This window comes from Actinoplanes sp. NPDC051513, from assembly GCF_044454685.1.
Lineage (GTDB): Bacteria > Actinomycetota > Actinomycetes > Mycobacteriales > Micromonosporaceae > Actinoplanes.
In genome coordinates, this window is sequence record NZ_JBITDW010000008.1 from 137,245 (window position 1) to 159,255 (window position 22,011).

Genomic DNA, 22,011 nt, shown 5'->3' on the forward strand with positions numbered 1-22,011 from the left:
GCCGGTGAACCCTAAGCCAGGCGTGGGAGGTAGGCGGACCAGACCTTCTTGGGCACGACCATGCGCCACGCGTCGAGGACCAGCTCGGTCATCTGGTCCTCGTCCAACTCGGACATCCAGGCCTGCACCCAGTTGAACCGCATGTCGGACGCGCCGGGGAGGTGGAACGTGCCGGGGTCGGCCGTGACCAGGGCCAGGCGTTCCTCCTTGGGGAAGCCGAAGCCCATCACCGTCTCGTCCCGCGAGAAGGCGACATAGACAATCTTGCCGACCCGGAACTTGACGCGGTCGCGTATCAGATGTTCTTCGCTGCGCGGGAGGTCGCGGCAGACCTCGCGCACATCATCGACGGTGACCATGCCCCGGAATCTACGCCCCGGGTACGACACTTTTCGGTGATCAGGATTGGCGAGGCTTGGGGACGGAGAGGCGGGTGGTGGATTCCTCGGGCAGCGCGGGCCGGTCGGCGGGGTCGGGGACCTTGGCCCGGTAGACCCGGTCGGGCGGCAGGCGGTAGGTCTCGGCCTGGACGAGCTCATCCGGGACGGTGTGGCGGCCTGGCGAGACCGGCCCGGCTCCCAGGCGGCCCGGCGAGACCGGCCCGGCTCCGAGACGGTCCGGCGTGGGCTCGGCGTCCGGCCGACGCGACGCAGGATCCGGCAACGACGCCGGCGAGACAGACTGCGGCGCAGGCGGCGGCGAGGCAGACGCCTGTGAACCTGACCGCGGCGAGGCAGGGCCGGGCACGCGGTAGGAGCCGCGGTCGGCGGGCAGGGTCTCGGCGTTGCCGACCAGGCGCGGGTCGGGGAAGGGGCGATAGACGACCCCGCCGTACGCGGCGGGCTCCCCGACGATGCGCGACGGGGGACGCGGCGGAACGGGGAAGCCGAGAGAGGCCGCATCGTTCGGCGGGGCCGCGGGGGCCCTGCGAGGTGAAGGGACGGGCGAGGCGCCGGCCGATCGGTGGAGCAGGCCGGCGCTACCCGTCGAGCCGTTCCCGGGGCTCGGCTCCGGCGTGGTCAGGTCGGGCCAGAACATCGGGGAATCTACCGATGCGGATCCCGGCCCCGAACCGGCGGGATCGGAAAGGGCCGGCTCGGAGAAGGCGTGGCCAGAGTGGGCCGGGTTGAAGAGGGCAGGGTCTGACAGGGCTGGGTCGGAGAGGGCAGGGTCTGACAGGGCTGGGTCGGAGAGGGCTGGGTCCGAGAAGGCAGGATCGGAGAGGGCCGGGTCGGAGAGGGCGGCCGCGGCGGAGATGGCCGCTGCCGGCAGGATGGTGACCTCGGGTGCCGGCGAAGGACCCAACGACGATGCCTGCGAAGGCGCCGGCGACGATGCCGTCGAGCGCACCAGCGAGCCGTCGACCACCGGGCGCGACCCGGGCCGGCCGCCGCGGCGGGGGGCTACCAGGCGGGCGGCCATGCTGAAGATGCTGCGGGTGGCCGTGTCGTAGCCGTCGCGGTAGGCCTCCTCGCGGTCGCGCTCCATCTGGTACCGCTGGTGGAGGCGGCCGGCGGCGTAGCCGCTACAGGCCAGGAATACGGCAAGCAGGGTGAAGACCAGGGCCGAGTTGCCGGGAGCGGTCATGGCCTCGATTGTGGCCAAGTTGATCGACAAACAGCTATGGCCCGTTTGACGTACCCCGATCGAATGAGCCCGGTCAGCCCTGGCCGGCCACCCAGGTGGCGATCTGGGCGCGGCGGGAGACGCCGAGCTTGGCGCGGATGTGCTCGACGTGTGCGGCGGCGGTCTTGGGAGCGATGGTGAGCTCGGCGGCGATCTCGCGGTTGGTCATCCCGGCCGCTACCAGGCGCGCCACCTCGAGCTCCCGGGCCGACAGGGCCAATACCTGCGCCGCCGACCGGGAGGCCGGAGGCTGTCCGGCCGAAGAAAAGCCAGCCGGAGAAAGGCCAGCCGGAGAAGGGGCAGCCGGCGGCCGGGAGACCTGAGGCAGGGGCGCCCGGGACAGGGCGGCCCGGGACAGGGCGGCCCGAGAGGTGGAGCCCGGGGACAGGGCGTCCGACGAACGAGAGGTGGCATCCAAAGCCGGAAACGACGCGGCGGCGATGCCGGCGGCCGGGCGCCGCGCGGCGGCCTGGCCGGGAACGCCGCGGAGCGAAGCGGCCGTGGCAAGAGAGTCCGGGGGCGTGAGGTGGGCGGGAATGGGCACGCCGGCCTCGGCGTACGCGTCAATGGCTTGTTGCATCAACGCCGCCGCTTCCGCCGGCCTGCGGCTGCGGGCCGCGCACCGTGCCTGGTCGACCAGGGCGGCCGTGCCCTCCCAGAACCGCCGCCGCTGCTGCCAGAAGGTGGCCGCGCGGGCCAGTTCGTCGCGCGCCTTGCCGGTCTGGCCCTCGTGCAGGTGCACCAGGCCGCGGCCGTGCACGAGCGAGCCGAGCGTCCCGGGAATCCCCCGCTCGCCGATCAGCTCGCCGCTTCGCTCGAGCCACTCGCGCGCCGCCGTGCTGCCGGAGCGCGCCAGGTGGGCGCGCACGCCGGTGACCACGTACGGATACAGGTAGGCCGCGTCCCGGACCCGCGCGGACGCCTCGAATCCCTGCTCGCAGCGCGCTACCGCCAGGTCGAGATCGCCGCTCTGCAGCGCCGTCTCGGCCAGGCCCCACCAGGCCGGCGACACCCGCTGGAGCTCGCGCATCCCGGCGCCCAGCTCGGCCGCCTCGCCCAGGTGCTCGACCGCGGTCGCCGGGGCGCCGCGGCCCATCGCGACGAATCCCAGCACGTGCAGGGCCGTGATCCGGGTGGTGATGCCGCCGCCGTCGGCCAGCGCCTGACGGGCCTCGGTCTCGGCGCCCCGCCAGTCGCCGGTCGCCCACAGCACGTGCGCGAGGTGGGCCTTCAGGTAGTTCAGGTCGTTGAACTGCTCGACCCTCTCCGCGTACGCGATGCCGTCCGGCAGCCACCGCAGAGCCAGGTCGTACTCGACGAGCACCGAAGCGCTCGAGCCGAGCATGCGGTAGCCGCGCGCCGTCTGATGCTCGAAGCGCCAGGCGGCCGCCCGGGAGATCGAGCCCTCGAGCAGCTCGAGACCTTCGTCGAGACGGCCCGCGAAAAGGAACACCGAGCCCAGCGTGGCGTCCAGGTTGCAGCGCATCGCCCGGTCGCAATCCTCGACCGCGATCGAGCGGGCCAGCTCGCCGTCCTCGATCGCCTCGGCCAGGCGGCGGTCGAGCATGTAGGCCGCGGCCAGCGCGGCGTGGATGTTGGCCCGCACCTCCTGCGCGGGGTCGTCGGTGCGGAACGCGATCAGCGGCAGGGCGCCGCGCAGGGACGCCGCCCGCTCCTCGAGGCTCGCCCCGAGCAGGTGTCGCGCCGCAACCCAGTCGGGCACGAGCGCCGCCGCGGCCAGCGGGTCGTCCAGCTGGCGCCGCAGCCGATACGCCGCCTCGTAGCAGGCGGCCGCGCCCGCGTTGTCGTCGACCGCCGCCAGCTCGGCGGCCATCGCCGTCAACAGGCCGGCACGCTCGCCCTCCGGCAGAACGGCCGGCGCCGTCCGTTCGGCACGCCGGTAAAGCTCCACCGCTTCCCGATGCGCCGACATTCCGACCGCCTCGGCCGCCGCCGCCATCGCGTGGTGGAAGGCCGGCCCGGGAAGCGCCGCCCGCTCGAACTGATCGCTCACGAAGGCCGCCGGAAAACCCGCCTCGACGGCGGTCGCCGCGGCCCGTGCGTGCAGATCCCGGCGCCGATGCGGGGTCAGATCGGCATAGAGCGCGTCCCGGATCAGCGCGTGCCGGAAATCGAACGTGGACCGATCCGGATGCGGCTGCACGAAGAACCGTTCCGCCAATTCCCGCAACCCGTCGTCGACGGCCGCCGGGCCGTCACCGGTGATGGCGGTCAGCAGATCGAGGTCGAACGACCGCCCGAGAACCGACGCCACCCCCGCCAGCCCGCGCGCGCCCTCGGTGAGCTGCTCGGCGCGCGACAGCACCGCGTCGGCCAAGGTGTCGGGCACGCTCTCCCGCGCCGCCAGGAACTCCTCCACGTGCAGCGGAATCCCGTCACTGCGCGCGAACACCGCCCCGGTCACGGCCCCGGGCAGCGCACTCCCCGTGATGGCGCTCGCCATCGTCGCCGTGTCCGCGAGGCTCAGCCGGCCCAGCCGCGCCTCCTCGGCGTGACGCTGGGTCAGCAGCCGGGCGCGCCACGCCCGCATCGGCACCCGCGGATAGAGCTCGTCGCTGCGATACGTCCCCACCAGCAGCATCGGCAGCGACGACGCCCGCCTGGCGAGCCGGCCGAGCACGTCCAGCGTCATGTCGTCGGCCCAGTGCAGGTCTTCGATCGCCACGAGCAATGGGCCCGTCGCCGCCACCGCGATTATTTCGGTCAGGTCGGACACGAGCAGCCTGCGCTGACGCTCGGCATCACCGTCGGCGAACTCGCGCAGCCGGGACGCCACCCGGGCGCCCACCTCGGCCACCGCCGCGCACCGCCGCAGCTCGGATCCGAGGTCGGCGAGCAGGCCGCCGGGCACCTCGGCGTCGCCCGGCGACGCCCCCGCGGTGACCACGGTGAATCCCTCGGCCCGCCGCACGATCTCGGCGAGCAGCCGCGACTTGCCGATCCCCGCCTCGCCGGCCAGGAACAACAGCTCCCCGCACCCCTCGGCCGCGGACACCAGCCGCCGCTCGGCGAGCGCGACCAGGTCGTCGCGCCCGACGAGGATCGGACTGCTCAGCGCGCTGTCCACGCCCGCGACTTTAGGTCACTCACCAGGGCCTTCCTAGGTGCAATGACCGATGTCCGACTGCACGCGGCCCGGCAGTCTCTTCCTGTCAGCACCATTGCCACCGGGAGGAATCGCCATCATGGCCAAGTTCATGGACGTGCACAGCGGGTTCGTCGGCGTCACGCCGGAACAGCTCGTCGACGCCCACGAGGCCGACCTGAAAATCGAGGGCGAGGAGGGCGTGCATTTCGAGCGCGCCTGGCTCGACGCCGAATCCGGAAAGGTGTTCTGCCTCAGCACGGGGCCGAGCAAAGAGGCCGTCATGCGCATTCACGAACGCACCGGCCACCCGACGACCGAGGTCTACGAATTGACGGCCGAGGTCTGACGGGCTGATTCAAGAACGTCAAATTCAAGAGATTCATGTCGTGCGTGGGTGGTGGGTACAGATCGTCGCTCCCGCCGAGGCCGGGCGGGGCCCAGCTTCGCTGGCCCTGCCCTTCATTCTGCGTGAGTGGTGACGCTCAAACCAAAAACCCATGAGGCCACCGGCATCGGAGTAATTGGAGCGCCTCCGTATGTCGGTTGGGGGGCGGGATCGCGCGCGTTGGCCTGCCACCCGCGTTGCGATCCTGCGGGCCCGGGCTTTGGCGGAAGCCCGGGCCGCGCTCAGCGGAGAAGCACTCACCAGGAGAACGGCCACCACCAGTGGCGCTTCTTCTTTTTCGTGGCGGTCGCGGTGGCCGAGGGGGACGCCGTGGCCGCCGCGGTTGTCGTGGCCGCCGCGGTCGGCGTGGCTGTTGTGGTGGGAGCGCCCGACGGAGGAGCGCCGGACGGGGCCGCGCCGCCGGACGGGGCCGCGCCTCCGGACGGGGCCGCGCCGCCGGACGGGGCCGCGCCGCCGGACTCCTCCGTTCCCGACGGGTCGACCGCGACCGTGAGGGTGGCCGTGAAGCCCGAGGTCACGTCGCCGGTCACCGTGGCGAGCTCGCGGGCCGCCGAGTCGTCGCCGAAGACGTTGTCGGTCGCCAGGGAGACCTGGGAGAGGTTGGTGACGCTCCGGCTGTAGCCGTCCGTGGCGTACACCAGGTCGGCGGCCTCCTCGGGGATCGCGATCTGCGACGTCTTCACGATCGGGCCGTCGCCGCTGGTGGCGTTGGCCAGCGACGAGTACACCTCGAAGTGGATGTGCGGCCACCGGCCCGAGTAGCAGGCCGGGAAGATGCTCGTGAAGGTGACCGTCCCGGTCGCGTCGGTCACCTGGATGCCGCGCAGGTAGTTCTGGTCGGTGATCCCCGTCGAGTACAGCGAGTAGTTGCCGTCCCGGTCGCAGTGCCAGGCGTAGACGGCCGCGCCGGCCACCGGCGAGCCGTCCAGGTCGACCACCGTGAGCGAGAACTCCAGCGGCACCCCGGACGCCGTGCCCGAGGCGGTGCCGAACGACGAGCGGATGTCCCGGCGGACGATCCCGTCGAGGGTGCGCACGTCGGGCCCGTTCGACCCGTCCGCGGGATAGGGCCCCGCGGTCTCCGACTCCACCTCTTCCAGCGTGGCCGCGGAGGCGGCGCCCCCGGGGAGGCCGGCGACCGCGATGGCCGCGCCGGCGCCGCCGAGGACGGCGAGCATCCGCCGCCGGCTCATCGTGCTCAGGTCGAAGCTCAGGCCCTTGTCGTGTACTTGCCGCACGTAGGCTGCGTTGTCGAGGTCAGCAGCGTTGTCGAGGTCAGCAGCGTTGTCGAGGTCAGCAGCGTTGTCGAGCTCAGAGTCGGGCATGCTCGCCTCCGGATGTGTGTGTGCCGGATTGGAGCGAACCAAGAGCCTCTGAGCCACCACTGTCCGCACCCTGTGTGCGGCGTAAGGATGTGGGCATGTCACCCTGAGAAGTCGCCACGCGACTTGCTGGATAGGCTTTGCCGACATCGATGTCATAATCTGAACCGTCCCGCCGCCGAGCCCGCGGAGAGAAATGCCCTCCGACGATGCCAACGTCCGCCGGCCGACGCTCACCGAGGTGGCCGCGCTCGCGGGGGTCAGCCTCAAGACGGCGTCCCGTGCGCTCAACCGTGAGCCCAACGTCGCGCCCTCGACCGGTCGCCGGGTGCGCGACGCCGCCGACGTGCTCGGCTACCGCCTCAACGGGATCGCCCGCGAGCTGCGCCGGGGCGCTACGAGCGCGCTGGTCGGCCTGGTCAGCGGCGATCTCGCCAACCCGTTCTACTCGGCCGTGGCCAGCGGGATAGAGCGCGAGCTGCGTCAGCACGGCCTGCTGCTGATCACGGCGAACAACGACGAGGACGCCGAGCTCGAGCGCAGCCTGGTCGAAGCATTCCTGGAACGACGCGTACGCGCGCTGCTCGTGATCCCCAGTGCCGACGACCACGAGTACCTGGCGATCGAGGGCAACCGCGGCGTGCCGTTCGTCTTCCTGGACCGGCCGCCGGACGGGCTGGCCGCCGACGCCGTGCTGATCGACAACGCGGGAGGCGCCCGCTCGGCCGGCGAGCACCTGCTGGCGCACGGTCACCGGCGGATCGCGCTGGTGGCCGACCTGGCCCGGATGGCGCCGCAGCGGGGGCGCATCGACGGGTTCGTGAGCGCGATGCGGGCGGCCGGCAACACCGCGTGGGAGCCATATTTCCGTACGGATGTGCACGATGTGCGACATGCGGAGCGAACCGTCCGCGAGCTTCTCGCGCTCGACCCGGCCCCCACGGCAATCTTCACGGCCAACAACCGGCTCACCACGGGAGCGCTACGCGCCCTGCGTGACCAGCAAACTCCGCCGGCGCTGGTCGGATTCGACGACTTCGATCTCGCCGACGTGCTCGGCACGACGGTGGTCGCTCACGATATGAGCGCCATCGGGCGGGAGGCGGCCAGGCTCGCGTACGAGCGCATAAGCGGGCATACTGGCCCGGCTCGAACCATCGTCATTTCTACATCCATCATCGCCCGCGGCTCGGGTGAACGTTCACCACAGTGACCACATAGGTCCGCACGTAACGACACGGAAACAGCCGTTGACACGTGTGCGGTTGAGGCGGCACGGTACTCCCCGACGTATTTGACAACGATGTCAATCTCTTGATGGGAGATAGCCATGCGCTTCACTCGACGGGCTGCAGTGGCCGTCGTCGGTGTCGCCGCGCTGCTGACGGCCACGGCCTGCGGGTCGAGCGACGACGGCGGCGACGGGGGCTCCGGCTCCAAGAAGGTGGAAGTCTTCACCTGGTGGGCGGACGGTGGTGAGAAGGCCGGTCTCGACGGTCTCGTCGCCCAGTTCGGCAAGGACTGTGCCGGCCAGGAGTTCGTGAACGGCGCCGTCGCGGGTGGCGCCGGCGCGAACGCCAAGCAGGTGCTCGCCTCCCGCCTGCAGCAGAGCGACCCGCCGGACACGTTCCAGGCTCACGCCGGCGCCGAGCTGCTGGACTACATCAACGCCGGCCAGGTCGAGGACCTCAGCGCCGACTACGACACGTGGGGCCTCAAGTCCGCGTTCCCGCAGGGCCTGATCCAGAACCTGACGGTCGACGGCAAGATCTACTCGGTGCCGGCGAACATCCACCGGGCCAACGTCGTGTGGACCAACAAGAAGGTCGTGGCCGACGCGGGCATCACCTCGGACCCGACCGACCTGGCCGGCTTCATCGCCGACCTCGACAAGGTCAAGGCCAAGGGCATCAAGACCCCGCTGGCGATCGGCAAGGACTGGACGCAGCTGATGCTGTTCGAGTCCGTGCTCATCACCGACCTGGGCGCCGAGAAGTTCACCGGCCTGTGGAACGGTTCCACCGACTGGAAGGGCGCCGACGTCACGAAGGCGATCAACGACTTCAAGACGCTGCTGACCTACACCAACACCGACCGCGACGCCCTCGACTGGACCGACGCGGAGAAGCTGGTCATGGACGGCAAGGCCGCCTACCAGCTGATGGGTGACTGGGAGGCCGCCGACCTCGACGCCAAGAAGTTCGCCGACTACGCCTGGTTCACCTTCCCGGGCAACGGCACGACCTTCCAGTGGCTGGCCGACTCGTTCGTGCTGCCGAAGGGCGCCAAGAACGTCGACGGCACCAAGTGCTGGCTGAAGACGGTCGGCTCGGCCGACGGCCAGAAGGCGTTCAACACCAAGAAGGGCTCCATCCCGGCCCGGACCGACGCCTCCCCCGCCGACTACCCGAAGTACCAGCAGGCCGCCATGGCCGACTGGAAGTCCGCGACCCAGGTTCCGTCGTGTGCCCACGGCTCGGCCTGCTCGCAGGGCTGGCAGGGCGCGGCGAACTCCGCGCTCGGCGCGTTCAGCACCAAGCAGGACGTCGCCGCCCTGCAGACGGCTCTGGCCGCGGCCGCTACGCAGTTCGTCAAGAAGTAAGAAGTAAGTCACTTGTGAATCCCCCGGGCGGGACGGCTACGGCCGTCCCGCCCGAGGCGCATTGCCGAAACTGAGGAGCCCTGATGCGCCGACTCCGGCACTGGGGACCGGGCCTGCTGCTGCTCTCCCCCTCGCTCATCCTGCTCGCCGTCTTCGTGTACGGGCTGATCGCCTGGACCACGAAGGTCTCCCTTTCCGACGAGCACAACGCTCTGGGGTCGAAGGGCTTCGTCGGGCTCGAGAACTTCAAGAACCTGTTCACCAACGACATCCAGGACCGGTTCCTCCACTCGCTGCGGAACCTGCTGATCTTCACGGTGGTCTTCCTGGTCGGGGCCTTGGTCTTCGGACTGCTCTGGGCGTTCCTCCTGGAGCGCGGCATCCGCGCCGAGGGCTTCTTCCGCACCATCTACCTGTTCCCGATGGCGGTCAGCTTCGTCGCCTCCGGCGTGGTGTGGCGCTGGCTGATGAACCCGATCACCGGCGACGGCGCCGGCGGCCTCAACGCCATCTTCGGCAGCCTCGGTCTGGACTTCCTGCAGAACAAGTGGTGGACCAACCCCGACTGGGGCATGGCGGCGATGGCCATGCCGGCCATCTGGCAGCTTTCCGGGTACGTGATGGCGCTCTTCCTCGCCGGGTTCCGCGGCATCCCGCAGGAGCTCCGCGAGGCCGCGGCCATGGACGGCGCGAGCACCTACCGCCTGTACCGGAACGTGATCTTCCCGCAGCTGACCCCGGTCGCGCTCTCCGCGCTGATCATCCTGGGCCACATGTCGATGAAGATGTTCGACCTGATCATGAGCGTGTCGGGTCCGCAGTGGCTCACCGAGGTGCCCGCCGTGTACGTCTGGCAGACGTTGCTGACCAGCGACTACGCCAAGGCGGCGGCCATCTCGATCGTGCTGCTCCTGCTGGTCGCGCTGGTCATCGTCCCCTACCTGATCTACACGAGCCGGGCGGAGAAGAACACATGACCACGGTTACCGCGCCGCCGCCCGCGGTCGAGACCCTGGCGCCCAGGCGCAAGGTGCGCCGCCCGTTCGGCCCCGGATCGATCGTCAAGTACGCCCTGGCGATCCTGTTCCTGATCATCGTGCTGATGCCGCTGTACGTGCTGGTCGTGACGAGCTTCAAGGCCGGCTCGGACATCGGCGTCACCAGCCAGTGGAACCTTCCCGAGCACTGGACCACGGCGTCGTGGGCCAAGGCCTGGACGTCGCTGCAGCCGTCGTTCATCCGCACGTTCGAGCTGGCCATCCCGGTCGCGATCATCTCCTCGCTGATCGGGGCCGCGAACGGGTTCGTGCTGTCGCGGTGGCGCTTCCCCGGCGCCGACGTGGTGTTCACGCTGATCCTGTTCGGCATGTTCATCCCGTACCAGGCCGTCATGATCCCGCTGCGCGACATCGTCACCACGATCGGCATCCCGCCGGGCATCCCGACGCTGGTGTTCGTGCACTGCATCTACGGCATCCCGATCTGCACGCTGATCTTCCGGAACTACTACGCCACCACGGTGCCGGAGGAGCTGGTCGAGGCGGCCCGGGTCGACGGCGCGGGGCTGCTGCGGACGTTCGGCTGGATCATCCTGCCGATCTCGATCCCGGGCTTCGTCGTCACGATCATCTGGCAGTTCACGTCGGCCTGGAACGACTACCTGTTCGCGATCTTCTTGTCGAACACCCGGAACGGGCCGATCACGATCGCGCTGAACGCGCTGGCCGGGGCCCAGTCGCCGGACTACGCGGCCTCGATGGCGGGCGCGCTGATCACGTCGCTGCCGACCCTCGTCGTGTACGTGCTGCTCGGTCGCTGGTTCATCGGCGGCCTGATGGCGGGCTCGGTCAAGAGCTGATCGTGCCCTCGGCTGTCACCCTCCCCGGCACCCCGGCAACGGCCGGCCGGGGAGGGTGAATTGTCCGCTGCGAATGAGGCGCCCCGCGCCCCGGACCAATAGGGTTGGTCCGTGACCACCGAAGACCAGCCGGCCGAGGGCTTCGCCGCGCGGATGGCCTTCGCCCGGCGCGAAGACCCGCTCGAGGCGCCCCGCCGTACGCATCTGCATCTGAAGTTGATCGCGGTCACGCTGGCCTGGCTGATCGCCGTCCCCCTGCTGTTGATCTCGGGGCTGACCGGTCCCCGGCACGCCGACGACCTGCTCGACCTGGCCGCGTTCCTCACGCTGATCGGCCCGTTCGTCGCGGCGGTCATCGCCACCAAGAACCACCGCTTCGGCCTCGGCGGCGGCTACATCGTGCTGACTCTGCTGATGGTCCTGCCCGCCGCGGCGCTATCCCGCCTCTGACTTGGCCCGCCTGTGACGCATTCGCCTCGGCCGCCACGGCGGAAAAGGCTCAACTGCCGGTTCGCGCCGCCGACGTGGTCACCGATCATTGACCGACGCGAACCGCAGGACTCGAATGACTCGTCTCCCCCGAAGTTTGGCAGTGGGCATGGCAGCCGCCGTGCTCTGCGGCGGCCTCACCGGCTGCAGTAGCCTCAAGGAGCTCACCAGCAGCAGCAAGCCACTTGGCGGCGGCTCGACCAGCGCCGCCAGAGCCACCACCCCTTCCCCGTCACCATCAGCGTCGGCGTCGCCCTCATCGGGCACGACCGGCGAGGCCGTCGTGGCCAAGCTGCCCGCCCGGCCCAGCGGCCCGCTGGACACCGGCAGCGCCACGCGCCGGCTCAAACAGGGCAACTTCTCGGTCCAGCTGACCTACTGGACCTCCGACAACGCGAAGCTCTACACCGCCGAGTCGTCCAAGACCATCAACGTCGCCGCCCACATCGAGGACGCCGACAGCAGCCACCGCGTCACCGTCAGCACCTTCCAGGTGACGCAGGACGACGGCACGAAGCGGGTCGTGGCCGCCACCGACAACGGCAAGTTCGACGTCACCCCGCCGTACCCCTACAACACCGTGGTGACGCTGCCGCAGGCGACGACCGGAGCAACGAAGCTCACGCTGACCGTACGGCTGGATCTCCTCGTGGAGACCGCCCCGGAATCGAACAGCTACTACCGCTCCACCGCGCTCGACACCCTGACCCTGCCGCTGCTCACGAACGGTGCCTCCGAATGACCGAGCTCAGTCCCGGCCTCCGCCGCGCCACCGACCGCCAGATCCTGCTGCCCCGCAGCGCCAAGGCCGGACCGCTGGCACTGCCGCCCGCGCTCCCGCAACTGTCCGAGCTGGAGAGCGTCGAGGCGGTGTCCGGCGAGATCGCCACCGCGGTCGCCGCCGGCGGCCCCCGCCACGCCACCATCAGCTGCATCATTCCCTGCTACAACGAGCAGGACACGATCGCCGACGTGCTGAAGAGCCTGCTCGGCCAGACGCGCCTGCCGGACGTCATCCACGTCATCATCAACAACACCGACGACGACACTCCCGAGATCGCCCGCACCTTCGAGGGCCGGCACCGCCGCACCGTGAAGGGCGAGGAGTTCGTCACCACGGTCCACGTGCACGACATGGGCGCCAACCCCGACAAGAAGGTCGGCGCGCTCAACTACGGCTACTTCCTCTCCCGGGGCTTCGACTACGTCCTGGGCGTGGACGGCGACACCACCCTCGCCCGCGACTGTGTGGAGCGGCTCGAGCTGGAGATGACCGACGACCCGCGGATCGGCGGGCTCAGCGCCATTTACACCATCGACAAGAACCGTTTCAAGGGGGCGATGGCGCGCTTCCTGATCTCCGGTCAGCGGGCTCAGTTCGCCGCCTTCAACATGGACAACCTGCTGCGCGGCCGCAACATGGCCGTGCTGGGCGGCCAGTGCAGCCTGTTCAACATGCGGGCGCTGGAGACGGTGATGATCCGTCACCACCAGCAGGCGCCGTGGGTGCGCGACAGCGAGGTGGAGGACAGCAAGCTGTCCTTGCAGATCAAGGACGCCGGCTTCAGCACCAAGATCAGCGCCACCGCCCGGGCGTTCGTCGGCCCGATGACCAACCTGCGCGCGCTGCACGGCCAGCAGGTCAAGTGGAACTTCGGCGCCATCGACCTGTTCTGGCCCGGCACGCGCGGCGACAACCAGGGCCAGCCGATGCACCCCAACCTGCGGCTGCGGTGGTACGAGAACATCTCGATGCTGTTCAACATCGGCTCGCGGCTCGGCTTCCTGCTGCTGCTGGTGGCGGCGCTGTCGATCCACGCCTTCGTGTTCAACCCGATCTGGCTGATCCCGCCGGCCGTGGCCATGCTGCTGAACTTCCGCCTCACGATGGCGATGAAGGACAAGAGCGCCTCCGACCTGCTCTACGCCGTCCTGATAGTCCCGGCCGAGCTGTACATGTGGATCCGGATGGGGCACTTCGTCTCCGCCTGGACGCAGTTCCTTGCCAAGTCCGACAAGGACAACTGGGCGGCCCAGGCGAACGCCGAGAAGGGCAAGGGCTCGGCGTACGTGATGCCGCTGGTGGTTCTGCTGGCCATCATGGGCGGTGCGATCTACGCCTGGAGCCAGCAGAGCGTGTCGGTCCAGTCGGCGATCCTCTCGCTGGGCTGGCCGGTGATGTACATCGCCACGATCGCGCAGACCGTCTTCATGCTGCGCAAGCTGTTCCGGCGGCACCGCGGCTTCAGCGTCTGACGGCGCCCGGCCGGCCCTGGTTGTAGTGGGCGCTTGCCCACTCAAAGTGGGCAGGCGCCCACTCCTTACCCTCATAGTGGGCGGCTGCCCACTTGAGGTGGGCAAGCGCCCACTCTCCACCGTGAGAGTGGGCATCTGCCCACTCAAAGTGGGCAAGCGCCCACTCCAAATAGGCCGGGCGGCGATCGTCAACGCAGCGCGGCGGTGACCTCGTCGCGGTGGGCGGTCCACCAGCGGAGGTAGTCGCTGCGGCGGGCGAACAGGTGGTCGCAGGTGTGGTCGTTGTCGTCGTAGTGGCGATCGAGCGGCCACGCCTCGGTCAGCAATGTCCACCAGCGGCGGTGGGCGGCGTCGGCGAGCTGAGCGCCGGTGATCGGGACGTGCGTGCGGTAGCCGCGCACGAAGGCGCCCATCCGGTCGGTCGACCGTCCGAAGGTGATGGTGGCGGTGCGGACCACCTCGAGCGCGTAGGTCCGCACCCCCAGTCGATCCCAGTCGAGAATGCCGGTGACCCGTCCCTCGGCGTCGACCAGCAGGTTGAACGGCTGAAGGTCGCCGTGTGTCCAGCCGCACGGCGCGAGATCCACGTCCTGAGGTGGCTCGGCCTCGGGCGGCTCGGCCTCGTCGAGCAGGTCCAGCCGCCAGACGATCTCCCGTTGCGCGTGACGATCGAAATCGTCGGCCGGCGTGCGGGACGCGTACGAGTGAAGCTTGCTCTTGATCTTATCGACCGGGTTGGAGATGCCGGGAAGATGCGGTGGGGCCGGCGGGCAGAGCTCGGCCAGCGCCACGTGCAGCCGGCCCACCAGCTCGCCCAGCTCGGTGCAGCGCGCCGGTGCGAGGCCGGCCGGATACTCGCCGTCGAGCCAGGAAGCCACCGCGTACCACTCGCCGTCGATCCACAGGGGACGACCGCACGGCAGCGGAACCGGGAAGCCCCTCGCCGCGAGCCTCGGCAGGATCTCCAGAAGCGGCCGGAGCTCGTCGGGCGAGCGGTCGCGCAGCTGCTTGACCGCGAACGTCCCGGCCGGCGTGGTCAGGCGCCAGCTCAGGTTCATGACCCCGCCGGTCATCGGGCGGCAGTCGAGCACCCGCCCGAGCCCGAACGCGTCCGCCACCCGCCCGGCAATCTCCACATCGTCATCCTCGGACGCCTCACGCGGGTTTGGCCAGCCTGGCGCAGGCCAGGACCGTGAGGGCCGCGCCGGCGAGCAGCACACCGATGGAGAGGGCGCCCCACACGTCGAGGGCGGGGCCGGTCGTGCGGACGCCGGCCACCACGAAGACCGTTTCCTCGTCGAACCGCGGGCGGCTGTGCCACGCCGTCCGGGCGTCCATCCACGCCGAGGCCGCCAGCGCCAGCACGCCGACCACCGCGATCAGGCCGGGGCCCTGCTCCTGGAGGCGCTCGCGCGGTGAGCGGGCGACCGCGACGGCGAGGAAGCCGCAGGCCAGCGTCTCGAGGACGGCCATGAGCAGCGGCGTCTTCCACGCGGCACGCAGATCTGCCACGGTCCACGGGTCGCCGGCGTCGGCCCAGCGCCACGCCGTCACGAGGATGACGCCGCCGAGGCACGCCAGGCCGGTCCAGAGCAACAGGCGGGTCGGGCCGGGCACGTCGCGCAGGTCGGGATGGCCGGTCAGCACGAACAGCGTGACCAGGCTGCCGATGACCAGGGCGGGGCGGGAGCCGAGCAGCGCGCCGAGGAGGGCCGCTGTCGTCGCGGCTGCCGCCACGACCAGAAGGGGACGAGATCGCATGTGTTCCTGGGGCAGGATGGTGGCTATGGCGGACAAGGGCGAGGAACGGGACGGCGTACCGCTGACGAACCTCGATCAGGAGCTGTTCAAGGGCTCGGGGGCGACCAAGCGCGACCTCATCGACTATCTCGACGCGGTCAGCGCCCGGATGCTGCCGGTGCTGCGCGATCGGCCGCTGTCGGTGATTCGGCTGCTGCGCGGCCAGGACGCATTCATGCAGAAGAATCTACCGAAGTACACACCGGAGTGGGTGCCGCGCGCCGAGGTGTGGGCCGAGGCGTCGCACCGCAACGTCACCTACGCACTGTGCAACGACCGGCGCACGCTGCTCTGGTTCGGCAACCAGCGGGCCATCGAGTACCACCCGGCGCTCATGCACGCCGGCGACCACCATCCCACCCACCTGATCATGGATCTCGATCCGCCCGAGGGCGCGGGGTTCCCGGTGGTGGCCCAGGCCGCCCATCTGATCAAGCGGGTGCTCGACGAGGTGGGAATGGCGGGCGCGGTGAAGACGAGCGGCTCGAAGGGCGTCCACGTCTTCGTGCCCATCAAGGACGCCCCGGCCGACGTCGTGGCGGCGGCGACCCGGGCGGTCGCGGCCCGCGCCGAGCGACTCGACCCCGAGCTCGCGACGACCGCGTTCATCCGGGAAGACCGGCACGGCAAGGTGTTCCTCGACGCGACGCGGTCGGGCGGGGCCACCGTGGTCGCCGCCTACAGCCCGCGGATCCGCCCGGGCCTGCGGGTGTCGTTCCCCGTCGGCTGGGACGACCTCGACGAGGTCACCCCGGAAGACTTCACGGTCCGCACCGCGCTGAAGCTGCTGGGCGACCGCGACCCGTGGGCCGAGTCGATGCCCGATCCGCAGCCGCTCGACCAGGGTCTGATCGACGAGGGCCACACCATTCCGGTGGCCCGGGTTCAGGCCATGCACGAAGGCAAGCGGCGGGCGAGGGCCAAACGAGAGTCAGACAAGGTCGCGCCAGAAGGCGACGGTGGGGCGGGTCATTGAACCGGCGGGCGAGCCGAGGGAGAACTCCCGGTTGAGCCAGTCGAGCAGGTCGTTGCCGTAGTGGATCACGTCGGTCTGGTAGATCGACAGCACCGGCTGGCCCGGCACGGCGGCCGGCAGATAGCGGTGCGAGTACACCGGGATCATCCGGGGGACGGTCATCAGATAGCTCCGCGCGGCGGCGAAGGACTCCGCGTCCGACGGCGGGCGAGGGCCCCAACCCCCGTACCAGAAGGAATTCTCCGCCACGTCGAAGAGCACACCCTCGACGGGCATCGCGAGACGCTCGCGCAGCGTGGCCCGGTCGGGGTTGCGCCAGTCGACCCAGCCGCGGCCGGTGGGGACTCCGGCCGCGAGGAAGGCGCGGTGGTCGGCGGAGAACGTGAAGCCGAACTCGCGCTCGATGGCGGTGAGCTCGTCGTCGGTGAGGCCGGCTGCGATGGGGAATCGGCCGGAAGCGGCAAGAAGTTCCGCGGCGGTCACCCGGCTACCTTAATGTCGGCTACATCGATTGGAGTAGTCGCCTACTCGGGAGGCGTCCGTGAGGGTGACGGCCGTGGGACGACGCGGACAGGCCGCGCCCGAAATTAGCGTGCCGGGCATGACAAGAATCGCTGCTGTGCTCACCTTCGTCGGGGTGCCGGCCGGGCTGGCCATCACCGACGGCAACATCCAGACGGTCATGACCGTGACGCTGGCGTTCTGGCTCGCGGTGTTCACCCTCTTCCTGCGGCGCCGGCCGCTCACCGTGCTCATCGTGTCGATCCTCAGCGTGATCGCATGGCGCACCGCGGACCTCATCGGCTCGGGCTGGGTATGGCCGGCCAGCGCCGCGGCCGCCGCGCTGGTCCTGGCCGGTCGGCTGCGGACCGCGGTGATCGCGGTCGGCTGCGGGCTGCTCTTCGGGTTCGCCTGGGACGGCTACGCCGACATCCACCACGGTGGCGAGTGGGCGCTCGCGCACGTCGGCGGCGAGACGTTGTGGATGGCCGCGGTGCTGGCGGCCGCGACCGCGTACCGGAACACGCTGCGCTGGCGCGGCGAGGTCGCCCACCGGCTGGCGCAGGACGAGCACGAGCGTGAGCTCGACGCCCGGCGCCGCCGCGCCGAGGAGCGGGTGGAGATCGCCCGGGACCTGCACGACGTCGTCTCGCACACGCTGGCGGTGGTGGGCGTGCACCTGAACGTGGCGCTCGACGCCTTCGACGCCGACCCGGCCGAGGCGCGCGAGTCGCTGCGGCTCGCGCAGGAGGTGCGCGGCCGGGCGATGACCGACCTGAAGTCGCTGGTCGGCGTGCTGCGGGACGGCTCGGTGGAAGATCTGGACGGCCTGGACCGGCTCGCCGATCAGGTGCGGGCGGCGGGGCTGCACGTGTCGCTCAACGAGTTCGGCGACCGGGCCGAGGTGCCGGCGCCGGTCGCGACGGCGGTCTACCGGGTGGTGCAGGAGTCGCTGACCAACACGGTGCGTCACGCCCAGGCGCACAAGGTGGCGATCACGCTGCGTTACGCGCCGGCCAGCGTCGTGGTCGACGTGCAGGACGACGGCTCGAGCTCCGCCGACGTGGCGGACGGGCACGGCATCTCGGGCATGCGCGAGCGGGTGGCCGCGCTGGGCGGCGCGCTCACGGCCGGTCCGGGCAAGACCGGTTTCACCGTACGAGCAACGATCCCCTTTCCGTAGAGAAGGCGCTCCATGACCATCTCCGTTCTCCTCGCCGACGACCAGCACCTGGTCCGCGCCGGTTTCCGCAGCCTGCTGCGCCGCGACCGGGACATCACGGTCGTCGGCGAGGCGGCCACCGGCGACGAGGCGGTCCGCACCGCGCGGGAACTGAGGCCCGACGTGATCCTCATGGACATCCGGATGCCGGGCCTGGACGGGATCGCGGCGACGCGGGAGATCCTGGCGTCGCTGCCCGGGACGCGGGTCGTCATCCTGACGACGTTCGAGACCGACGAGTACGTGTTCGCGGCGCTCGCGGCCGGGGCGAGCGGCTTTCTGACCAAGGAGATCGCCCCCGAAGGTTTGCGCGAGGCGGTGCGGGTGGTCGCCCGCGGTGACGCGTTGCTGTCGCCGAGCGTGACCCGCCGGGTGGTGGGAGAGTTCGCCAACCGGCCCGTGCCGGCGGTTGCCTCCGGCGGCGATCGGCTGGCGGTGCTGACCGAGCGGGAGCGCGAGGTGGTGCGGCTGGTGGCTCGCGGGCTGTCCAATGAGGAGATCGCGCGGGAGCTGTTCATCAGCCCGCTCACCGCCAAGACCCACATCACGCGCGCGATCGCCAAGCTGGGCGTCCGCGACCGGGTCCAGCTGGTGATCATCGCCTTCGAGGACGGCCTGGTCAGCTCCTGAATCGAGATGAGCTGCCGCGCTACATCATCAAGATCGCCGCGAGGCCGCCGACCAGGATGCCGCTCGGCTGTGCCGTGGCGGTCACAGTGGCGGGGCTGCCGAGCGAGTCGCCCATGTCGACCCGAAGGTCGCGACCGAGGTGGGCGGCCAGGCAGGCGGTGCTGTTGGCGTTGGCGATGTCTTCGGGTACGCCGATGGCCGGCGCGAACATGCGGGCGGTGGCCCGGCCGTCGGCGTCGGGCACGGCGTAGACATAGCAGCCGAGCAGGCCGAACCGGTCGGAGGCGGCGCGCAGGCGCTCGAGGTCGGGGGTCAGGCGAGCGACGGTCGCCCGGTCGGCCACCGGCAGGAGAAGCCGGGGCCGCCCCAGCGTGGCGACACAGGCCACGCCGGCCGCCGACGCCACGCCAGCCGCCACACCCACTGCATCCGACATTTCGGAAATTTCGTCGAATAGGGGGTCACGGGTGGTGATCGGGCCAGGGTCGAAGGCGGCGTCGAAGAGGCCGTCCTCGCCGAGAACGGCCCGGCCCCAGAAGGTGCGGCCACCGACCTTCAGCAGGTGCTCGGCGCGACCGGTTCGATGGGCGAGCAGCGCCAGCGCCGCCACCGTCCCGTGCCCGCAGGCCGGCAACTCCCCCTCGGACGTGAAGAACCGCAGGGTCCCGTTCGGCGCGACGAAGACCGCGTGCGAGGCGCCCGCTCGCCCCGGCGCCAGCCGGCGCTCGTCGTCGGGCATCGGCGACTCGTCGAGCACGGCGGTCGGGCTGCCGCCCTCGCCGTCCCGCAGGCATGCACGGACAACGGTGAACACGAATGAATCGTAAGGTGACCGGGTGCGACGGATTCTGGTCTACGGGGTCACCGGTTCCGGCAAATCGACGCTGGCGCGCCGCCTCGGCGATCGTCTCGGCCTCCCCTACCACGCGATCGACGACCTGACCTGGGATCCCGGGTGGGTTCAGGCCCGTTCCGCCCGCGAGCTGGAGAACTGGTTCGCATCCCTAGGCGCCCGCCAGACGTAGGCGCTCGGTCGCCTGGGACGCCACCGCGTTCAACGCCACCGGCCTGCGATCATGCAGCGTCTCGGCGTGCAGCGTCCCGGCGTGCAGGGCCTCGGCGCGAGCGTTGTGCAGGGCCAGCCACAGGCTCGCCGCCCAGGCGACCTCGATCTCCTCGTCGGTGAAGGGGCGACTCCCAGTCGGCGTGCCCGAGGACCCGCGGCAGGTAGATCTCGGAGAGCCGGTCCCGGACCCGCAAGGCCGCTTCGACCACGAACCCCGGCACGCGCGACTCGTCGTGTCCCTCGAAGTACGGGATGCGCGGCCAGACGCCGGGATCGTCGTGGTCCCAGCGGGTCCACTCGGGGTTGGGCAACGGCGGCTCGACCGCGCCGGGCTCGGCGCCGCCGATCTCGATGTCGGCGGCCAGGTCGACCAGACGGGCCAGCGGGGCCGCGAAGAGCCGGGCCGTCGCCGGATCGTCGTCGCGCAGCAGGTCGCCGCCGGGCCGCCACTGCTCGGCGTGCACGGCGCGGCCCTGGTGCAGGGTCACGCCGGTGATCGGCGCGGCCGCGGGGAAGGTCCGGCCGGTCGCAACGGTTGCGCGAGCGCGGCGAAACGGCGCGCGGTCGCCACCTCGTCGGGCAGATCCAGGATCGGACCGAGCGCGGCTGCCCAGCCGTGGCAGAACAGCTGCCAGCCGTCGTGCGCGACCAGGTCACCGCGCTGCCGCGCCTGCCGAAGCAAGGCCAGGTCACCGCGATAGTTCAGATCCCACACCACGGCGGCCTCGGGAAACCGGACGGTCGCGGAGAGCGGACTACCGGGGAGGTCCTTGCCGAGCCCGGTGGCGTTGACCACGAGCGAGCCGGGCAGCCCGCCCGTGACCAAGGCATCCCACGGCCCTTCCCCGACCCGTACGGTGAATCGGTCCGCCCACGGCGCCAGGACCGTCCGGAGGTGTTCCGCCGCCACCGTGCTCCGGTCGGTGAAGGTGATCTGTCCCGGCGGCCCCGGGCGGGACAGCAGGTGGCGGCCGAGAGCGATCGCGCTGCCCCCGGCGCCGAGGCAGATCACCTGCTCGCCGCGCGGCCAGATCTCGTCGACCACCCGCCCGATCGACAGCGGATCCCGCGCGAAGCCCAGGAGCCTGCCGTCTTGCCACCGCAGGGCGTTGACCTCGCCGCACTCGGTCGCCATCGGGTCGAGCCAATCGATGAGGTCGCCGGCCGAGCGCCGCACCGCGACCTTGTGCGAAGTGATCACGGCACCCTGCGCCGCGCCCGTCCGCAACTCGGCGATCAGGGCACGGTAGTTCGCCGCGGGCGCGCCGACCGGCAGGTCCCGCCCGGCCAGCCGGATGTCGCGGCCGAGGCCGGCCATCCACAGCGGGAAGGCCGCGTTCACCACGGACCGGCCGGTCGACACTCCCACGAACCACAGGGTCGTCACCACCCCGGTCAGCCGTGCCGGGCGGTGGGGCGGAAGTAGTGGCGGGCCGCCCAGTCGGCCAGGTCGATGCCGAGCGTGCGGGCTACGGTGTCGGCGGTACGGAAGTGGATGCCCAGCCAGATCCGGGCGTCTACCACGTCACCGCGAAGGGCGGTGCCGCTGTCGTAGTGCCGGGTGGCGCCGGGCGCGGCGGTGGAGACCAGTGTGAGGTTCAGCCGGGCGCCGACGACGTGCTCCAAGGCCCGGGAGGACGCGGCGATCACCGCGTTGTAGCCGCTCACGTAGTCCGGGTAGTTCGGCGTGGTGAGCAGCGGGGTCCAGGCCGGGTCGGCAGCGGTCGCCGGGTTGCCGTCGGTGTCGGCCAGCTGGACGGCGGTGATCGGCCGCCAGTAGGCGCGGTCGAGCTTGGCCTGCCAGGTCACGATCAGCGCGTCCAGCACGGTCATGTCGACCGCCGCGAACATCCGGGCGGCGTCCACGATGTCCATGCCGCGCCTTGCCACCTGGTCACGCAGCGCCGTGTTGACCTGCACGGCGGCGTTGCCGGAGAAGAACAGCGCGACATCGGTCTGCGCGGGGGTGCGAGCGGTGGAGGTGGCCGACCCGAGCGCCTTCGCCTCGGCGAACTCCCGGGTGTACCGGCGCGGCGAACGCTGGGACCAGGGCGACGGCGACGGCGGCCACCGCGACACGGCGGACAGTGCTCATGACGAACTCCCTCCCCTTTGTTCCGATTTCCAGCGACGACCCTGCTCCTGCGG

At 70.8% G+C, this 22,011-nt stretch carries 23 protein-coding genes; 12 read left to right on the forward strand and 11 right to left on the reverse strand.

Annotation, left to right across the window (positions count from 1 at the left end; genetic code table 11):
* Positions 1 to 11 precede the first annotated feature (11 nt).
* The 3 genes from ACIA5D_RS26005 to ACIA5D_RS26015 all read right to left on the reverse strand — a co-directional run bounded on the left by ACIA5D_RS26005 (position 12) and on the right by ACIA5D_RS26015 (position 4,714).
* Complete coding sequence (locus tag ACIA5D_RS26005; protein WP_396032785.1) at positions 12 to 359, reverse strand: MmcQ/YjbR family DNA-binding protein; 348 nt, start codon at positions 357 to 359, stop codon at positions 12 to 14.
* 40 nt (positions 360 to 399) lie between these two features.
* The gene (locus ACIA5D_RS26010; protein WP_396032786.1) at positions 400 to 1,587 is read right to left on the reverse strand and encodes a hypothetical protein; all 1,188 of its coding nucleotides are present in this window, start codon (positions 1,585 to 1,587) and stop codon (positions 400 to 402) included.
* 73 nt (positions 1,588 to 1,660) lie between these two features.
* Positions 1,661 to 4,714, reverse strand: a complete 3,054-nt coding sequence (locus tag ACIA5D_RS26015) for a helix-turn-helix transcriptional regulator (RefSeq protein WP_396032787.1) — start codon at positions 4,712 to 4,714, stop codon at positions 1,661 to 1,663.
* Positions 4,715 to 4,763: 49 nt separating this feature from the next.
* Here ACIA5D_RS26015 and ACIA5D_RS26020 point away from each other — a divergent pair, with 49 nt between their 5' ends.
* The gene (locus ACIA5D_RS26020) at positions 4,764 to 5,081 is read left to right on the forward strand and encodes an SCO4226 family nickel-binding protein (protein ID WP_396032788.1); all 318 of its coding nucleotides are present in this window, start codon (positions 4,764 to 4,766) and stop codon (positions 5,079 to 5,081) included.
* A gap of 296 nt (positions 5,082 to 5,377) precedes the next feature.
* On the opposite strand, the gene ACIA5D_RS26025 is transcribed toward ACIA5D_RS26020, so the two are convergent.
* Positions 5,378 to 6,466, reverse strand: coding sequence for an intradiol ring-cleavage dioxygenase (locus tag ACIA5D_RS26025; protein ID WP_396032789.1), 1,089 nt, complete (start codon positions 6,464 to 6,466; stop codon positions 5,378 to 5,380).
* A 193-nt stretch (positions 6,467 to 6,659) separates the two neighbouring features.
* Here ACIA5D_RS26025 and ACIA5D_RS26030 point away from each other — a divergent pair, with 193 nt between their 5' ends.
* The 7 genes from ACIA5D_RS26030 to ACIA5D_RS26060 all read left to right on the forward strand — a co-directional run bounded on the left by ACIA5D_RS26030 (position 6,660) and on the right by ACIA5D_RS26060 (position 13,668).
* A complete protein-coding gene (locus tag ACIA5D_RS26030) occupies positions 6,660 to 7,676 on the forward strand; it encodes a LacI family DNA-binding transcriptional regulator (RefSeq protein ID WP_396032790.1) in 1,017 nt (338 codons plus the stop codon).
* Between the two features lie 117 nt (positions 7,677 to 7,793).
* The gene (locus ACIA5D_RS26035; protein ID WP_396032791.1) at positions 7,794 to 9,065 is read left to right on the forward strand and encodes an ABC transporter substrate-binding protein; all 1,272 of its coding nucleotides are present in this window, start codon (positions 7,794 to 7,796) and stop codon (positions 9,063 to 9,065) included.
* Positions 9,066 to 9,148: 83 nt separating this feature from the next.
* On the forward strand, positions 9,149 to 10,042 hold the full coding sequence (locus ACIA5D_RS26040) for a carbohydrate ABC transporter permease (protein ID WP_396032792.1): 894 nt from the start codon (positions 9,149 to 9,151) through the stop codon (positions 10,040 to 10,042).
* Complete coding sequence (locus ACIA5D_RS26045; RefSeq protein ID WP_396032793.1) at positions 10,039 to 10,923, forward strand: carbohydrate ABC transporter permease; 885 nt, start codon at positions 10,039 to 10,041, stop codon at positions 10,921 to 10,923. Before ACIA5D_RS26040 ends, ACIA5D_RS26045 begins: the two co-directional genes overlap by 4 nt.
* A gap of 111 nt (positions 10,924 to 11,034) precedes the next feature.
* Positions 11,035 to 11,373 (forward strand): hypothetical protein, encoded by a 339-nt coding sequence (locus tag ACIA5D_RS26050; RefSeq protein WP_396032794.1) that lies wholly within the window; start codon positions 11,035 to 11,037, stop codon positions 11,371 to 11,373.
* A gap of 148 nt (positions 11,374 to 11,521) precedes the next feature.
* Positions 11,522 to 12,154, forward strand: a complete 633-nt coding sequence (locus ACIA5D_RS26055; protein WP_396032795.1) for a hypothetical protein — start codon at positions 11,522 to 11,524, stop codon at positions 12,152 to 12,154.
* Positions 12,151 to 13,668 (forward strand): glycosyltransferase, encoded by a 1,518-nt coding sequence (locus ACIA5D_RS26060; RefSeq protein ID WP_396032796.1) that lies wholly within the window; start codon positions 12,151 to 12,153, stop codon positions 13,666 to 13,668. The genes ACIA5D_RS26055 and ACIA5D_RS26060 overlap by 4 nt, the downstream gene beginning before the upstream one ends.
* Positions 13,669 to 13,856: 188 nt before the next feature.
* Here the strand turns inward: ACIA5D_RS26060 and ACIA5D_RS26065 are convergent, their stop codons facing one another.
* Together ACIA5D_RS26065 and ACIA5D_RS26070 are read right to left on the reverse strand one after the other, a co-directional pair.
* Positions 13,857 to 14,804, reverse strand: a complete 948-nt coding sequence (locus ACIA5D_RS26065; RefSeq protein ID WP_396032797.1) for a phosphotransferase — start codon at positions 14,802 to 14,804, stop codon at positions 13,857 to 13,859.
* A gap of 19 nt (positions 14,805 to 14,823) precedes the next feature.
* The gene (locus ACIA5D_RS26070) at positions 14,824 to 15,429 is read right to left on the reverse strand and encodes a hypothetical protein (RefSeq protein WP_396032798.1); all 606 of its coding nucleotides are present in this window, start codon (positions 15,427 to 15,429) and stop codon (positions 14,824 to 14,826) included.
* Between the two features lie 25 nt (positions 15,430 to 15,454).
* On the opposite strand from ACIA5D_RS26070, the gene ACIA5D_RS26075 reads away from it, so the two are divergent.
* Positions 15,455 to 16,444 carry a DNA polymerase domain-containing protein gene (locus ACIA5D_RS26075; RefSeq protein ID WP_396032800.1) on the forward strand — a complete coding sequence of 330 codons (990 nt, stop codon included), beginning with the start codon at positions 15,455 to 15,457 and terminating at the stop codon, positions 16,442 to 16,444.
* On the opposite strand, the gene ACIA5D_RS26080 is transcribed toward ACIA5D_RS26075, so the two are convergent.
* On the reverse strand, positions 16,400 to 16,927 hold the full coding sequence (locus ACIA5D_RS26080; protein WP_396032801.1) for a hypothetical protein: 528 nt from the start codon (positions 16,925 to 16,927) through the stop codon (positions 16,400 to 16,402). The two genes, ACIA5D_RS26075 and ACIA5D_RS26080, sit on opposite strands and share 45 nt — an antisense overlap.
* 118 nt (positions 16,928 to 17,045) lie before the next feature.
* Here ACIA5D_RS26080 and ACIA5D_RS26085 point away from each other — a divergent pair, with 118 nt between their 5' ends.
* On the forward strand, positions 17,046 to 18,128 hold the full coding sequence (locus ACIA5D_RS26085) for a sensor histidine kinase (RefSeq protein WP_396032803.1): 1,083 nt from the start codon (positions 17,046 to 17,048) through the stop codon (positions 18,126 to 18,128).
* A 12-nt stretch (positions 18,129 to 18,140) separates the two neighbouring features.
* Positions 18,141 to 18,797, forward strand: coding sequence for a response regulator (locus tag ACIA5D_RS26090; RefSeq protein ID WP_396032804.1), 657 nt, complete (start codon positions 18,141 to 18,143; stop codon positions 18,795 to 18,797).
* A gap of 19 nt (positions 18,798 to 18,816) precedes the next feature.
* On the opposite strand, the gene ACIA5D_RS26095 is transcribed toward ACIA5D_RS26090, so the two are convergent.
* Positions 18,817 to 19,611 carry a PhzF family phenazine biosynthesis protein gene (locus ACIA5D_RS26095; RefSeq protein WP_396032805.1) on the reverse strand — a complete coding sequence of 265 codons (795 nt, stop codon included), beginning with the start codon at positions 19,609 to 19,611 and terminating at the stop codon, positions 18,817 to 18,819.
* 22 nt (positions 19,612 to 19,633) lie between these two features.
* Here ACIA5D_RS26095 and ACIA5D_RS26100 point away from each other — a divergent pair, with 22 nt between their 5' ends.
* The gene (locus ACIA5D_RS26100; RefSeq protein WP_396032806.1) at positions 19,634 to 19,822 is read left to right on the forward strand and encodes a hypothetical protein; all 189 of its coding nucleotides are present in this window, start codon (positions 19,634 to 19,636) and stop codon (positions 19,820 to 19,822) included.
* 49 nt (positions 19,823 to 19,871) lie between these two features.
* Here ACIA5D_RS26100 and ACIA5D_RS26105 read toward each other — a convergent pair whose 3' ends face one another.
* From ACIA5D_RS26105 to ACIA5D_RS26115, 3 genes are read right to left on the reverse strand one after another with little or no spacing between them, the layout of a single operon-like run.
* Positions 19,872 to 20,351, reverse strand: a complete 480-nt coding sequence (locus tag ACIA5D_RS26105; protein WP_396032807.1) for a hypothetical protein — start codon at positions 20,349 to 20,351, stop codon at positions 19,872 to 19,874.
* On the reverse strand, positions 20,348 to 21,232 hold the full coding sequence (locus ACIA5D_RS26110) for a shikimate dehydrogenase family protein (RefSeq protein ID WP_396032808.1): 885 nt from the start codon (positions 21,230 to 21,232) through the stop codon (positions 20,348 to 20,350). The genes ACIA5D_RS26105 and ACIA5D_RS26110 overlap by 4 nt, the downstream gene beginning before the upstream one ends.
* Before the next feature lie 26 nt (positions 21,233 to 21,258).
* Positions 21,259 to 21,942, reverse strand: coding sequence for a vanadium-dependent haloperoxidase (locus ACIA5D_RS26115; protein ID WP_396032809.1), 684 nt, complete (start codon positions 21,940 to 21,942; stop codon positions 21,259 to 21,261).
* Positions 21,943 to 22,011 lie beyond the last annotated feature (69 nt).